We start from the raw sequence: 15,738 nt of genomic DNA, 5'->3' as shown, positions 1-15,738 counted from the left end.
AAACAAAAAAGCCACCTCTAGGGTGGCTATAAAATTTCTATTGTTTTATCTTACTTTAAGATCACAACTTCCACACGTCTATTTTTTTGACGTCCTTCTGGAGTCTTGTTATCAGCGATTGGCTTTGATTGTCCTAAACCTTTAATTGATAATCTAGATTCTGCAATTCCTGCATCAACTAAAAATTTCTTCACTGATGCAGCACGTTTATCTGATAACCATTGGTTGTATTCCGCAGTACCTGTTGCATCCGTATGACCATCAACACGAACTTTAGCTTTTTGATCTTTTAAAACTTTCACCAATTTGCTCAATTCTTGTTTGGCATTGTCTGACAAATAAGATGAGTTCGTTGGGAACAATAAATCAGAGGAAATGGAAACTAGAATTCCTTCATCAGTTTGCTTCACGTCGTTAAACTCGCGCTTCACATTTTTCAATCCGTCGTCTGTTCCATCTTTACTGACAACCGCGCCAGGATTGACAACCAATGATTGTTGTTTACAAGAAAAGAATGTTATGCTCGAAAGTAAAACTAATGCTAATAAATTGATGCGTTTCATGTTATGGTTTCTTTGTTGTTTGCGTAAATATAATACTTTATCCCTAATTTTTTACTTCTTAAATAGCCTTTGTTCAACGGCCTGAATTTCAGGAATCTGTTGATATAGTTTCCATATAAATCCAGTCTTTGCATTTTCTAACAGCAATGCGACATTGGCTTGATTACTCGCGACATATTCGTCGGAAACATCATTACTACGTAAATCAACCCACGAACGGAAGCCATATTCTGTAAATAAGAAAGCTCCAAATTCGTGATATAGTGCATGTAGCGATTTCTTAGCGCCCTGACTGTCAACGAATATACTCGCAACTGAGATTGCCGGATTAATTCGGAATGTGCCAATGCTATCTCTGCGCTCCTGGAATCCCCAAATGTCGGAATTGCTTGTTCCTACCCCAATCTCATTATCGCGACGCTTAACAACACTCGCATATTTGCCTACTACTTCTGCCAAGTTGTAATCTTTCAACTTCGCTAACTTCGGATTAATCGTTACAAAGGGTCTATACATCTCCAATAGATTACCCTCTGGTGCACCAAAAGGCAAGCTCACACCATACATCATGGTATCTTGCAAATTTGATACGCGTTGTAGTGAGTCTTGCGTTACGATATCACTACCATCGGGAAACATAGAATTTTGCTTTAAGGTATCGACTGTCGCTGAATCCACCGCCAATAAGGCAGGCGCTTCAGGAATCGGAACATATTTATGTTCAATAGCGTCTACGAATGAAGAAATGGGAATATTCGACCTGGTTGATGCCATAGCAAGCATATAAGCATTTAATCCTTGATTGACACCAACGATTGGCTCTGCGATAAAGTAATCATCGAGCATATCAAGATTCGAGCGTAGAATATGAGGGGCATTCGGAAGCGTTACTGCCTTCCAGTCCATCCGTTCCCATATATCGGTAATGCCTCTTCTAATTTCTGTTTCGGTTTCCTCGTCTCCTTTTAGATACTGCCGAACGACAAGCAAAGCTTCCATAATAGCGGCAGAAGACTCGATATCATATTGCGGTCTACGGTCGAAGTGCTCTGGTATGCCCTTTCTACCATCATAGTAAGATGGGAAGAATCCGTGTTTATTCTGCGCTTTGGCAAGGAAATTAACGATACGCTTTACACGACTGATAAATAAAGGACGACTAATAAAGCCTTTTTCAACACCAACCATCAGGCTGAGGATTGCTCCCCCAGTTTCTTTGACTGACACGATAGCTTTTTCTTTCATTCGGAACGGCATATGCATCCCTGTATTGATATCGTAATTCTCGACAAAGTAGTTGATATGTGCGATTTGGATGATATTGAACAACTCTTCATCGCTAACCTGCTTGGGTTCTACTTCCTGAACCGCCGATAATGGCGATTCTTTATAATTGAAATCTAACCAAGCGATTTTATAATAATACTTTTTATCAAGTACTGGCACATAGTCCAAACATCGCTGCATATAGGTTGGGCGAATTGCAATGGGCTCAAAGTCCTTATTGTTTTCCGAACGATAAATCTTTACATAGCGGATACTCGGTGTCAAAGGCACCTGCCATTGTAAGTCGACATGATTCGCATGGGCATTTGCCTTTGCAAGCACAGCCGCCGAAGTTAGGGGCACGGTCGGATACTTTGCTGGCAAGAATTCAATTTGATCTAAAAACAGCTGATTCATGGTCTTCGCCTCATTGAGTTGGCGAAAGATTATTCCAGAGATTGGATCCTCCAAGTTTAATCCAGCAAAATCTTTTACCGGAATTCGAACGTTTAACCACGCTCCGTTCTTAAAGCCCTCGACATAGTTGCGGACCGCCAAACTCACCGATTGATTATCTCTTTGCTTTATAGAGATTGATGGCAGATGTTCAGCCTTAGTATGCCCAGAGCCTACATACAACTTGAAATTCAAGACATCATCACTCGCTAAACGGTAATGAAACTTCTGCCGGCTATAACGAATCGTTACATTCCAATCCCCTTCTGGGTGCGATAGATAACGTAATGACAAAGCATTGCCAGGCGTAAAGAATAGCGTGTCCGACACCAGCAAATGTTTATTGACATTTTCAACCCAGCTCTTTCCGTTATACTCTACCAAACTTCGAGCATAAGTTCCATTAACAAGGCTGTTATCAAAGACTACCTCTGGATAGGTTTCCGCATTTGTCTTCAAACTAAACAAACATAACAGAAGAATCGGAATAAGTTTAAGTCGCATAAGCTAATAATAATGGACAAAAATAGGGAATTTTCCTTCTAGAAACTACTTTTAACGAGGAAAATGCCTTTCGTGATAAAATTATTACGCACATTTTAAGCCTGTTGCAAGAAAAGACTAAGATTTATTTTTGCAGTTTCGCATTTCTCTCTATATTTGCAGCACGTCAAGCGAAAGTAGCTCAGTTGGTAGAGCACAACCTTGCCAAGGTTGGGGTCGCGAGTTCGAATCTCGTCTTTCGCTCAGTTGCCTAGGTGGTGGAACTGGTAGACACGCAGGACTTAAAATCCTGTTCCCGTTAAGGGAGTGCGGGTTCGATTCCCGCCCTAGGTACTTGGATAAAAAGCTCATCTTTCGATGAGCTTTTTTAGTATATAGTATTTAGTAGTGAGTATGAAGACCTATGCTGGACTTAGTGATTTCTATGGATCAAGCTGAATTCTTGGGGGGAGTGTTAAAAATTTCTTAGTTTAGCGTCTTTAATACAAATATCCCTTGCAAGAAGCCGAACGTAAATTACTATCCTTATTGATGCCCGAAGGGCTTTTGGAATACTTCCAGATTTTAGAAGTCGATCAGGTCGACAATCAACTCCATATTTACTTAGATGAACTTAATATTGCTCCGACAGGCTATGAGCACAGCAAGTTGGAGTCAAAGGGTTTTATGCCTTCTACTGAAATTTCAGACTTTCCCATTCGAGGCCAGAAAGTTACGCTACATATCCGCCGTCGTCGATGGACGGTACTGGATACCGGAGATATCATCACAAGAGATTGGAACCTAGTGCGTGAGGGCGCTCGAATGACTACGGAATTCGGGCTTTTTTTAAAGAAGATATTTGGATAGCTACCCTGTAAGCGCCCAATTGGTAGGTCTGTTCTTCCAGATGGACGGCAAACAACTACAGGATCAATACAAGAACCACCTCAGTGATTTCCATGATTGGGACCAAAAGCCTCATGCCGAGAGCTGGACATTGTTCCCTGAAAACATATCGGAACACCTGAGCATTGATGAGACCAGCTTCAGCAACGGTGAATTATATACCATTGTTAGCAGTAAATCGGCAAAAGGGCGTAAAGGAACGATTTTAGCAACTATAAAGGGTACCAAGGCTGAGGATATCATGGCTGTTCTCGAGCGAATACCCTTGCGCTCGAGGAATAAGGTAAAGGAGGTGACCATGGATATGGCTCCCAACATGGCCAAGGCAATCCGTAGATGTTTCAGAAATGCCAGACGTGTGGTCGATCGGTTCCATGTCCAAAAGTTAGCTTTCGATGCCGTGCAGGAACTCCGTATCAAGTATCGTTGGGAAGTCTTGGATGCAGAAAGCAAGAAAATAATGGAATCACGAAAGCGAGGGATCCCGTATGAACCGGAATTGTTGCCAAATGGTGATACGCTCAAACAGCTGTTGGCTAGATCCAGACACCTATTGTTCAAGCATCCAAGCCGATGGTCGGAAAGCCAGAAACATCGTGCTGAATTATTATTCCTGCGGTTCCCCAAGCTAAAACAGGCTTATGATCTTGGAATTGCCTTAGGGGACATCTTCAACAAATGCAAGGACAAAAAGGTAGCATTTACCAAGCTAGGCCTATGGAACAATCAGGTTGAGAATGCGGGTATTGCTTCCTTTGAGAGCGTGGCAAAATCCATTGCAGCGCATCATCAATACATCCTACACTACTTCGACAATAGAAGTACCAATGCTTCCGCAGAATCCTTCAATGCAAAACTCAAAGCTTTCAGAAGCGTCTTCCGTGGCGTAAGGGACACAACATTCTTCCTGTACAGAGTGATGAAATTGTATGCTTAAAAATCTTTACCCCCCAAACTTTCGGTATGATCCATTTCTATTTTTAAAATAGATTAGACAGAGTAGACATCCCCATTTTTATACTCGCTTTAAATAATAAAAGTAGATAAGTTCGAGTCGCGACTCTCCTTACCTACTTACCCCATTAGAAAGAAAAATTATTTTATCTCAAAAGCCGTTCGTTACTATTCCTATTTAAGATTCGGATCAAACTTATTCAATTAGCATCACAAAGAAATACGGCTTTCCGTAAATCAGGTGATTTTCTCAAATCAATGAGTAATGCTATGCAAGTCGCTAGTTCACACAGCTAAAATCATTGATCAAAGTTGCTAGTTCTCGAACGGTTATATTCCTCAAGACAAGGATATTGAGCCCTTTCGAGGATTATTTAATCTTGATTTCCTTAAGCTCACTAACACAAGTGGTTTCTACGTCTACTTTTTGTAGAAACACCTTAGTACCTGCAAAATTAGCATCTAAGCGTAACTCTCCTTTATTATCGTCTGTCCGCATAGAACTAGAAATTCGACCGCCTTTGTTCAATAAGCGTTTCCCGGCTTCATCAAACCATAGGTAATTGTATCGCTTATCCAATTTTCCCTCAATCGTAAGTACTAAGTCGCCATCTTTATCATTCAACTTTACTTTTTCCTTGATAATAATCGGCTTTAATACCGTGACATGAATGGCAGTACGCGCTGATTCTTGCCCTTGATATATAGCGGAAACATAATAAGTCTGATCTTTCTTCAATCTTGGAGTTACGTAATTATGCGTTTCGCCTATAATTGAGTTACCATCGGGCTTTGCATACCAACGGTAACTCACTCCCACCTCTGGATTTTTAACAGAGAGTGCTTGAAAGCCGTTGTAACAGGTTTCTAAAGTATCGCCCCAAGTCGATATTGGCGCTTTTAGTAGGCTGTCCGCCGCAATATTAATAGACCAATGATGTTCGTATTTCTTTTGTAAATATTCCGGATGACGCACTAAGGTCGTCGTATCCTGCACTTCAACACGCAGTTTATTCAGCCCTTTAGCAAAGCGTCCGGAGTTAATATTAATAGAATCTAAGTTGTGCGCAATGGTTTCCTCATTTAAATACCAGGTTGTCTTGAGCGTATTCGGTATAGGTTTGAGGAGTTTCAAGGCAAATTTATAACTCTCTTTATTTTCTGCGTCGACCACACTATCTGGTCTGGTACCAGCGATCGGATTTGCAATTTCATGCACGCGATGCACAATGGCTTCTTGACAGACATTACAAAACGGCGCCACGAGGTATTGCATCTTACAGAACTCGTGCGGGCGAAACCAGTTAGCGCGAGAACCTTTGCCCCCATAACTGTAAACCCCAACCCCATTCGTCCCAATCCAATGCTTCCATGCAACTTTTTCCGGATCAGCAACTTGTGTACGATTAGGTCCCTCAACAGCATACATATTTCCCGCCCAATACTCATCGGCTAAATTCGTAAAGGAATGTCCAATTTCATGAACCGCGATATCATTGCTATCGAAGTTTACTGTGGCTGTTGCAAATTCCCCGCCCGAACCTCCATAATATGGTGAATTAACCAGAATAACGACCTGTGAATAATTGGGTACATGTGTGTTCAATACCTCACGAACCTTGTTTTGATTCTGTGGAATGACCAATCGATGAATACCAAAGTTGTCAAAACTTGATCCAAATATAGTCTTCGGATGTGACTCAGGTACAGCAATACGGCGTGGGAATTCATTAAATCGCGGAGGTAAGTCAGTTCGTCCATGTTCAACATGCGGACAATCTTTCGCTGTACATTCATGCACAGCTCCAGACTCTGCAGAGATTGTTTCTATGGCAAATACGTTGAAGAGATTTTTATATTGCGCGAAGGGTTCTGTTTTAAAGAAAAAGTCCGAAAAACGTTGTGCATCCTCTAAGAAGTGAGTCAATTCATCCTTCGTATATCCGTCTCCTAATATCACCAAGTTAACAGTGTTATGATCTGCACCTTGATACTGAATGGTGTCAATTTTAAATTGCTGCGCATGCAGTTCATTAGTCTGTATCAGGAAAAACACTAGAAAACCTAATAGGCTATATATTATTTTCATAATTTAGATATTTTAACACTAGGAAACAGATTTGGGATAATCGTCGACTAGCAATTCTCAAAGATAATCGCGACTGCAACAAAAATGTAAACTTATAATGCTCCAAATTAAACATATCTTGTTATTCGACTCGAACAACATCCGTAAAAAGCATAAAACACCCCCCAACAACTAGTGTTAATTCATTAAATATATTTCAATAAAACAATCATTCTATTGAAATTTCCCTAAATCACACCGCAGCACTAAACCTATTTTGTCCAGTTGTTTACATTTTATGCTCAAGCTCATCAGTCTATCGATTTAAACAATAATTTTAAAAGGGTTGTCTGAGAAACTGCCCATTTTCAGCAGCTACAGGATATTTAAAAAAGATATCCACTAGATTATGATATGAATATTAAACTACAGTAATTATTACCATCAAAATACCAAATTCCAAGAAAACAACAAGTACAACAACAGTTATTAACACGCTATTTGATTAGCAGCATTGTCCTCGTTTCCCATTTGAAATCGGCTGACAATGAAACACCACTAATTCAAGTTCACCTAAAAACAAACAAAATGAACAAAAGACTACTAACCTGTGTGGTTCTTTCTGTTTTTGCTGGCAATTATGCTTTTGGCCAAAGCAAAATCATTAACGGTCGAATTCTCGACAAACAGAACAATAGCCCTATCAGTGGGGTAACGGTTCGAAATGCCACGCAAAATCTAAGCACACAAACAGATGCTAATGGAAATTTCAGCATCAAAGCAAACAATGGGGATCAAATTGAAACAACGTTTATTGGCTATGCTTTTCAATTTGTTAAATGGGACGGTAAATCAACACTCTCACTAGCATTGGAGAAAAACGATGCGCAAATTGACGAAGTGATTGTTACTGGCTACGGAAATACGAACAAAAAAGCATTTACCGGATCAGCTTCAGTTATCGACCGAGATAAGATGAAAGATCTGCAATCCACCAGCATTAGCGATGTATTGCAAGGAAATGCCTCAGGAGTTTTAGCAATCGGTACCACAGGACAGCCGGGTGAAGATGCTCAGATACGTATCCGCGGAATTGGTTCTTACAACGCAAGTAGCGCTCCTTTGATCTTATTAGACGGCGCACCTTACAACGGAAGCTTAAATAGTATTAACCCTTCCGATATTGAATCGATGACCGTTTTAAAGGATGCCTCTTCGACGTCAATCTATGGTTCTCGCGCAGCAAATGGTATTATCAACATCGTCACAAGAAAAGGTAAAGGCAAACCACGTTTCGATGTTAATATGATCACTGGTGTCTCTTCTCGTGCAGTTAAAGAATACGAAACTGTAGATGAGCGTCAGTACTATGAATTGACTTGGCTTGCTTACCGAAACGACGCCAAGGTAGACCCAAGTTTATTAGCGACACAGCAAGTTGCAACGGTTGAAGATTATGCAACTAAACTTACCTTAAACAACCTTCGTTACAACCCTTTTGACATCGCACAACCTTTTGACGCCAATGGTAAAATTCTTTCGAATGCCAAATTACGTTGGAGCGAAAGCTGGATGGATGAAATGATTCATAATGGAATTCGTCAAGATATCAATGCAAGCATTTCAGGTGCTGATGCGGAGGATAAAACCAACTATTTTATTGGTGGTGGATATCTAAAAGATGAAGGTATCGTTAAGAAGTCAAACTTTATTCGTTATACGGGGCGTGTAAATCTGAGTAGTAAAATTACCGATTGGTTTGAAGTCGGAGCAAATTCTACTTTTGCGAAGTCTGATCAGAATTACCCATCTCAAGGTACTGCTTATGCGTCCGATGCCATGTATTTTGCGCGTGGAATAGCGCCAATCTATCCAGTGCATTTGGTTGACTTTACAACTGGCGAGTTTATAAAAGACGCAAACGGCAATTTGATTTATGATTTCGGAAATAACACCGCTGTACTTGGCGAATTACGTGACAGTCGCTATAGAAGAACATTTGGCGAGGGCCAAAACGTAGCAGCAACTGCTGACTTAAACCCAATTAGCAATAGTCGTACAACGGCAACAGGACTAGCCTATGCAAACATCAAATTCCATAGAACATTAAGTTTCAAAACCTTGTATAACATGAACTATAATTCCGTTCAGCAAGATCAGTTTTGGAATCCATTTTATGGTGATGGAACAACAACTAATGGCTACTCTTACCGCGGCATTACAAATCTACTGACGCAAAACTTCACGAATACCCTGACCTACGATAATCATTTTAACGATGTTCATCATTTGAACATTGTCGGAGGTATGGAATCATACAAATACAAGGCGCAATTCTTGTCTGGCGAGCGCACAGGCTATACTTTCTCTAACCCGACAGAACTGGATTATGGAACTACGCAATCTTCTAACGGTAATACAAATGAGAATCGTTTAGAAAGTTACTTTGCGCGTATGAGCTATGACTACGGCGAGAAGTACCATTTTACAGGATCGTTACGTCGTGATGGTTCAACACGCTTTCATAAAGATCACCGTTGGGGAACGTTCTATGCTGTGGGAGCATCTTGGAATATTGATCAAGAAGACTTCTTAAAAGATGTGACCTACTTATCTATGCTTAAACCAAAGATTTCTTATGGTACGTCTGGAAATCAAGCATTACCTGGTAGTTTCCCATATTTAGGCACCTACTCTGCTGGCGCCAATGTCGGTCCTGCTAGTGGTAGTATTATCAATACGCTATCCAACCCATTGTTATCTTGGGAAAAAACTAGTCAATTAGATGTTGGTATCGATTATGGATTCTTAAACGATCGCATTACAGGTTCATTCACATACTTTGATCGCCGATCAAACAATCTATTATTTGAACGTCCTATGCCTACATCTTCTGGAGTTGGTTCAATCGCCGACAACGTAGGTGGAGTTAAAAACCATGGTTTTGAATTTGATATTAGCACAACGAATATCAAAAGAGCAGATTTTACCTGGTCAACGTCTTTTAACATTACAAAATTAAATAATACAATTACTGAAGCCGCACCAGGCACTCAGCAAGTTGTTGGAAATAGCTGGTATAACTATTATATCAGAGATTTTATTGGAGTTGACCCTGCAGATGGTGCAGCAATGTGGTATAAAGATGACGCGAATGGCAATAAAGTTTCTACGAAGAACTATAACGAAGCAACTTATTATCACATGGGAAATCGACTACAAGACTTCACGGGTGGTTTAAGTTCCATGTTAAAATATAAGAATATTGATTTCTCGATTCTTGCTTCCTTCGGTATCGGTGGCGACTATTACGATAGCAACTATCAATCCTTGATGAACGGTATTCGTGGTTTAGGAGGCAATGCTTCAGTCGATGTTGCAAAAAGCTGGATGGATGAAGGCAATAAAGGTGATGGAAATACTCCACTTTTGATAACTCAACAAAACTATGGAAATAGTTCATCGACGAGATTCTTTTATGATCACACCTTCGTTCGCGTAAGAAACATTACTGTGGGATATAACTTTAGTCCGACCTTGATGGAGAAAGCTAAACTTAGATCGGCACGCATTTATTTCTCAGCACAGAATCCGTTTACATTCTTTCCTGATGCTCCACGCGGTGCGGATCCAGATGCAGGCTTAAATGCACAAGCATCAAACAACAATACAACAGCGAATAAATTCATCTCTTTCGGTATTAATGTCGGAATCTAATTTGAATCACATGAAAAAAATAAGCTATCTCAAATATATGGTCTTCAGCTTGGCAGTCTTAACGACCGCATGTAGCAAAAACTTCTTAGAAGACCCTAGTCCAAAAAATGGCGACTTAACAGAAACCATTATCTTTTCTTCAAAAGCTGGCGCTCGTTCAGCCTTGACCGGCATCTACTGGATACTTCGCAGTGAGGATTTCAATGGTTATGGTGGTGCTAGTGGTGGTGCTGGTGTCCTTACCAATCGTGGACTTCAAACCAGTATGTTTCACTTTGAAATGAAGGGTAATGACTTTTTAGATATTTATGGGGGCACCTATTGGTGGGGTAACGAAGCGACATGGAAAGAAGGTTACTATAACCGCGATGCCAATGGCTCTCGTACCGTACAGATCTGGGACATGTTTTACGCCGTTATAAACAATGCGAATGCGGTTATCAAATACGTGCCGGAGCTACCGGATGCTAGTGAAGACGAAAAGAAACAGTTAATCGCTGAAGCGAAAGCCCTTCGCGCCTACAGTTATTTTTGGTTAGCACGCGTGTACCAAAAGTCCTATGCTCAAAATCCGGACAATCCAGGTGTTCCAATTTATACAGAACCGGCAAATAAAGAAACATATGGAAATCCTAGAGCATCGTTGAAAGAAGTCTACAATCTTGTAGTATCGGATATTGAGTTCGCTGTTGCAAATTTGAGCGCAACCCGTAACGAGAAATATGAGATTAATAAAAATGTTGCTCAGGGTATTGCGGCAATGATTTATCAAGAGTTGGCGATGTCCGATCCTGCCCAATGGGATAAGGTTATCAACAATGCAAAAGAAGCCATGACAGGATATCCTTTAATGACAAACAGCCAGTATAAGCAAGGTTTTAACAACCTATCAAATGGCGAATGGATTTGGGGACTTCCAGTTCCTAATGATCAATCATTGACTTATTACTCCATCTATTCTTTCTTGGATCAAACCAATGGTTACTATAAGAACATCTACGCAACATCGGAGTTGTATGATCTATATTCAGCTACTGATGAACGCAGATCATTGTTAGTAAATCCAGGCTATGGCCCCGCTTACCCTCTGTATCAAAATTATACCAACAAGTTTAAGTCTAGAACTGCAGGTGTGATGGAGGGGGATATTATTATCCTACGTTCCGCGCAATTGTTGTTAATTGAGGCGGAAGCTTATATTCACAAGAATGAGTTTCAGAAAGCGGTGGATAAAATGTATGAGCTTCAGAAACTACGCGACCCGCAGGCGGTGAAGCTTTCTACAGCTTTGAGTAAAAGTCAACTCCTAGATGAGGTTATTAAAGAGCGTCGTAGAGAGCTTTACGGTGAAAACGGAGGTGTTTATTTTGATTATAAGCGCTTACAAAAAACGTTTAAACGTACCGGAAATAACCCTTTCTTAGTTGAAATACAGCCATCCGATGTACGTTGGTTACTACGCATTCCTCAAAAGGAAATTAATTCAAACACCTCGCTTACAGAAGCAGATCAAAATCCTTAATATCTTAGGGTAATGGCAGCATTAGGCTTGCCATTACCCTCTTTTTTGAATTTCATAAAGAAAAACAAGACGACGTTTGTTAAAAACGATCATCTACCAATTCCTTGTTCAGCATAGCTCCTGCTACCCCTCCTGTTGCTACAGCATTTGACACCGATCGCATCATTGAACTGTTGTCTCCACATGCAAAAACACCATCAACTGTTGTTTTCTGAAAGCCATCCACTTTGATATAGCCCTCTTCGGTGGTTTCACAGCCAAGTTGTTTAGGTATTTCAGAATGCTGTTCAAAAGGGAGACCCGCGTAGAGCGCATCTAGCGCTAACCGACTATTATCTTCAAACAACACCTGAGCAATCTGTCCATCCTGCTGTTCAATCTCCTTTACTTTCTTTTCAACGATAGCTATATTATGCTTTTTGAATTTTGCAAGCTGCTCTTGTGTAAAATCAGGTTCACCTGCAGTCAAAATAGTAATTTGATCAGTTAAATTATTCAGCAAGGATGCCATATGGAAAGCTTTTGCCCCATTTAATAGAATACCGGTCTTCTTATTTCTAATTTCATACCCATGGCAATATGGGCAATGGACAATTGATTTCGCCCATGCTTCAGCAAAGCCACCTATCGCTGGCATAATATCTTTAATACCTGTAGCAAACAGTAGCTTGTCAGATTCGAACCGTTCTCCTCGATCTGTCTGAATTACAAAACTTTTTCCATTTCGAATACCGTTTGTTGCAAAAGCATTAATATATTCAACAGTAGGATATTGTAATACTTGTTCCTTAGCGATACTTGCTATCACACTAGGCTTTTGACCATCCTGCGTTATGAAGTTATGCGAGTGTGGCGTTTGCTGATTACAGGGACTACCGCTATCAATTATTAGCACTTGACGCAAGGATCGACCAAGCGCCATTCCTGCCGAAAGCCCGGCATAGCTCCCACCGATGATGATGACATCATATTTTCCTAAATTTTCCATAGCATCGTACTTATATGTTCAAGATACTGCAATATGTAAACAGCTCTATATAAGACAGCAATAAAGGATTGAATGTCTCAATTGAGAGATCAATACCGATGTCTTATCAATACTAAAGATAGATATTTTAATTTAATGCTACAATGTTGCATTACCAACAAACTAATAAATGAGATAATGATTACAATTCTCGATCTTGAATAGCGAAAGCAAAAATCTTCTGTTATAAAAAAAAGCCCAATCATCGTGAGCTTCTTTATCTTCTGGAAAATCCTAATCTTTAGATCTCTTCCTTCTGAACCATTTGTAGATCTCAAACCAAAGCACAGAAAGTAATGCAATCAAGCCCGACATAGCAAGCTCTGTCATATTCAAACTTGTTAGTTTGAAGAAGTTTGCAATAGGAGCTATAAAAAGAATAGCAAACAACAATAATAAGGTCAGCCCAATGACTACCGGGAACAATTTGTTTTTATTATTAAAGCTTTCAAATATGCTAAAGTAGAAAGATCGATTGACTAGACTGAGTAAAACGTTGGAGAAAATCAAAGTGGTAAACACCATGGCTCTCGTTTGTTCTTCGCTTCCGCCCTGCTGAACCATCCACTGATAGGAAAACAACACGCCGATCGTAATGACAATCCCTTGAATAATACTAATGGTCAACTCTCGCAGATTGAGAAAAGTATCGGTCAATTTACGCGGAGCCTGTTGCATGGTATTTTTTTCCATGGGCTCATTTTCGTATACGATAGAACAGGTTGGCCCCATTACAAGTTCCATGAAAATGACATGGACTGGCGTAAATATATTCGGAAATATCCAGCCCAAGAATAAAGGCAGCGAAACCGTTAGGATAATCGGGATATGTATCGATATGATATATTGAATAGCTTTCTTGATATTGGTATAAATTCGGCGCCCTGCAGCAATTGCAACGACGAGCTTATCTAAGTCATCATTTGTAATCACTAAGGCCGCTGCGGCCTTTGCAATCTCAGTCCCTTTGGTTCCCATAGCTACACCAATATGTGCAGCCTTGAGAGCAGGTCCATCATTCACGCCATCCCCCAGCATTGCAACAACTTCGCCGTTTTTCTTTAGCGCGTTGACTACAGCAAGTTTTGCATCTGGAAACATACGTGTGAATAAGACTGTTTTATCAGCAACAGCGATCAATTGCTCTTCTGTAAATGCAGCTAAGTCATTTCCGTTGATTCCAACTTCTGTATTTATAATACCAGCTTGTTTAGCAATACTCCCCGTTGTATCGGCGTTGTCACCAGTTATGACCTTAACTTTAATTCCAGCTTCGTAGATATGCTTAAAAACCTCTTTAATCCCTTTTTTGGGTGGATCGTAGAAAACAACAAGTCCTAGGAATTCAAATTCGAAATCTTGCTGTTTAAGCGGAAAATTATCACCTTCGAAGGTAGATTTAGCAACTCCCAACACACGGTAACCCTCTTTCCCAAATGCCGATATCAGTCCCCTCACCTTCTCTTTTTCAATATCTGATAAATTAGAAACGGCAAGTATCGCCTCAGGAGCTCCCTTTGCAGCTACAATACGATCCTTATTGATGTCTTGAAAGAGATGCGTCATCATGGGCGGCTTCCCTTCCAAGGGATACTCATGAAATAACTCATAATTCTTTCGTTGATCTACTTGTTGCGTGTTTACATATACCTGATGTAGCGTTTTCTCCATCGGATCAAATGGTACGGGCTCACTGCTCCACATAGCGTAATTGATCAAGGTCGATAGCGCACTATCTTGAAATGCCTCTTCGTCAAAGGTCTTATCAGACTGATAATCGTAGAGCTTCTTTAAATGCATGGTATTCTCTGTAATCGTCCCTGTCTTATCGGTACAAATTACGGTAGTACTTCCGAGCGTCTCTACAATGCTGCTCCGCTTAATTATAATCCCGTCACGCATGAGCTTCCATGCTCCTAATGCCATAAAGGTTGTAAAGGCTACAGGGATCTCTTCCGGCAAAACAGACATAGCCATCGTCAACCCATTTAACAAACTAGACAGTAGATTACCTGATTGTAGATAGCTATATCCCCAGACCATCATAAAAATGATGATTCCGGCAATAGCCATCCATTTTACAAATTGTCGTATCTGGATTTGCAAAGGCGAGCTCTCTTCTTTGATGGTCATAATGGAATCGCCAATTTGTCCAATCTTTGTTTGCTTGCCAATATGCTCCACTTCAAAGACCGCCAATCCGGACACTGTGATCGTCCCACTATAAATCTGATTATTTCCTTTCTCCGGGTTCTTAAAGACAGAGAAGCTCTCCCCTGTTAAGGAAGCTTCATTGACAGAAAAGTCATTACTATGAACTATACGACCATCAGCATTAATCATTTTCCCTTCTTCCGTAATACATAAATCACCTACAACGATCTCATGTGTCGGAAGTTTGATAATCTTTCCGCCACGAATCACCGTACTTAGGGGCTCGTTTAACTTCTCAAGCTCTTCTAACGCCTTTTTACTGCGATTGTCTTGATAGAATGAAATAGCAGAAACTGCGACAATGGCAACAAACATAAAGAGTGCCTCGGCGTAGTTACCGACAATAACATAGATAATGGAAATGGCAAAAAGCAAGATCAACATGGGCTCTTTCAAGATATCCAACAGCATTTCGAAAGCACCTCGATGTGTCACTTCAATCTTGTTCGATCCATATTTTTCTCTTGAACTCTGAACCTCTTCGTCCGACAGACCTTGTAGTTGATTAGGAATATTATAGGTACTCATACAATACTGTTCTTTTTTATCGATTTTCTAG

9 protein-coding genes and 2 tRNA genes are annotated in these 15,738 nt (G+C 40.4%); 6 read left to right on the top strand and 5 right to left on the bottom strand.

What is annotated here, in order from left to right; translation table 11 throughout:
• Positions 1-50 precede the first annotated feature (50 nt).
• Both GFH32_RS07660 and GFH32_RS07655 read right to left on the bottom strand, forming a co-directional pair.
• Positions 51-563, bottom strand: coding sequence for an OmpA family protein (locus tag GFH32_RS07660; RefSeq protein ID WP_153510815.1), 513 nt, complete (start codon positions 561-563; stop codon positions 51-53).
• 51 nt (positions 564-614) lie between these two features.
• A complete protein-coding gene (locus GFH32_RS07655) occupies positions 615-2,789 on the bottom strand; it encodes a glucoamylase family protein (RefSeq protein ID WP_153510813.1) in 2,175 nt (724 codons plus the stop codon).
• A gap of 170 nt (positions 2,790-2,959) precedes the next feature.
• On the opposite strand from GFH32_RS07655, the gene GFH32_RS07650 reads away from it, so the two are divergent.
• From GFH32_RS07650 to GFH32_RS07635, 4 genes are all read left to right on the top strand, one after another.
• A tRNA-Gly gene (locus GFH32_RS07650) sits at positions 2,960-3,032 on the top strand.
• A 5-nt stretch (positions 3,033-3,037) separates the two neighbouring features.
• Positions 3,038-3,122 (top strand) — tRNA-Leu (locus GFH32_RS07645).
• Positions 3,123-3,284: 162 nt separating this feature from the next.
• Positions 3,285-3,638: an ISAon1 family transposase N-terminal region protein gene (locus GFH32_RS07640; RefSeq protein ID WP_153509180.1), complete on the top strand. Its 354-nt coding sequence runs from the start codon at positions 3,285-3,287 to the stop codon at positions 3,636-3,638.
• Between the two features lie 40 nt (positions 3,639-3,678).
• The gene (locus tag GFH32_RS07635) at positions 3,679-4,614 is read left to right on the top strand and encodes an ISAon1 family transposase (RefSeq protein WP_153510811.1); all 936 of its coding nucleotides are present in this window, start codon (positions 3,679-3,681) and stop codon (positions 4,612-4,614) included.
• Positions 4,615-5,001: 387 nt separating this feature from the next.
• On the opposite strand, the gene GFH32_RS07630 is transcribed toward GFH32_RS07635, so the two are convergent.
• On the bottom strand, positions 5,002-6,720 hold the full coding sequence (locus GFH32_RS07630; protein WP_153510809.1) for a M64 family metallopeptidase: 1,719 nt from the start codon (positions 6,718-6,720) through the stop codon (positions 5,002-5,004).
• Between the two features lie 567 nt (positions 6,721-7,287).
• Between GFH32_RS07630 and GFH32_RS07625 the strand changes: the two genes are divergently transcribed.
• A complete protein-coding gene (locus tag GFH32_RS07625) occupies positions 7,288-10,416 on the top strand; it encodes a SusC/RagA family TonB-linked outer membrane protein (RefSeq protein ID WP_153510807.1) in 3,129 nt (1,042 codons plus the stop codon).
• Between the two features lie 10 nt (positions 10,417-10,426).
• Positions 10,427-11,938 carry a RagB/SusD family nutrient uptake outer membrane protein gene (locus GFH32_RS07620; protein WP_160366915.1) on the top strand — a complete coding sequence of 504 codons (1,512 nt, stop codon included), beginning with the start codon at positions 10,427-10,429 and terminating at the stop codon, positions 11,936-11,938.
• A gap of 79 nt (positions 11,939-12,017) precedes the next feature.
• Here GFH32_RS07620 and GFH32_RS07615 read toward each other — a convergent pair whose 3' ends face one another.
• Together GFH32_RS07615 and GFH32_RS07610 are read right to left on the bottom strand one after the other, a co-directional pair.
• A complete protein-coding gene (locus GFH32_RS07615) occupies positions 12,018-12,926 on the bottom strand; it encodes an NAD(P)/FAD-dependent oxidoreductase (protein ID WP_153510804.1) in 909 nt (302 codons plus the stop codon).
• Positions 12,927-13,199: 273 nt separating this feature from the next.
• A complete protein-coding gene (locus GFH32_RS07610) occupies positions 13,200-15,707 on the bottom strand; it encodes a cation-translocating P-type ATPase (protein ID WP_153510802.1) in 2,508 nt (835 codons plus the stop codon).
• Between the last annotated feature and the right edge of the window lie 31 nt (positions 15,708-15,738).

It is taken from the genome of Sphingobacteruim zhuxiongii, from assembly GCF_009557615.1.
Lineage (GTDB): Bacteria > Bacteroidota > Bacteroidia > Sphingobacteriales > Sphingobacteriaceae > Sphingobacterium > Sphingobacterium zhuxiongii.
Note: the sequence above shows the minus strand (reverse complement) of the source record. Positions and strands in the feature narration are given on the sequence as shown.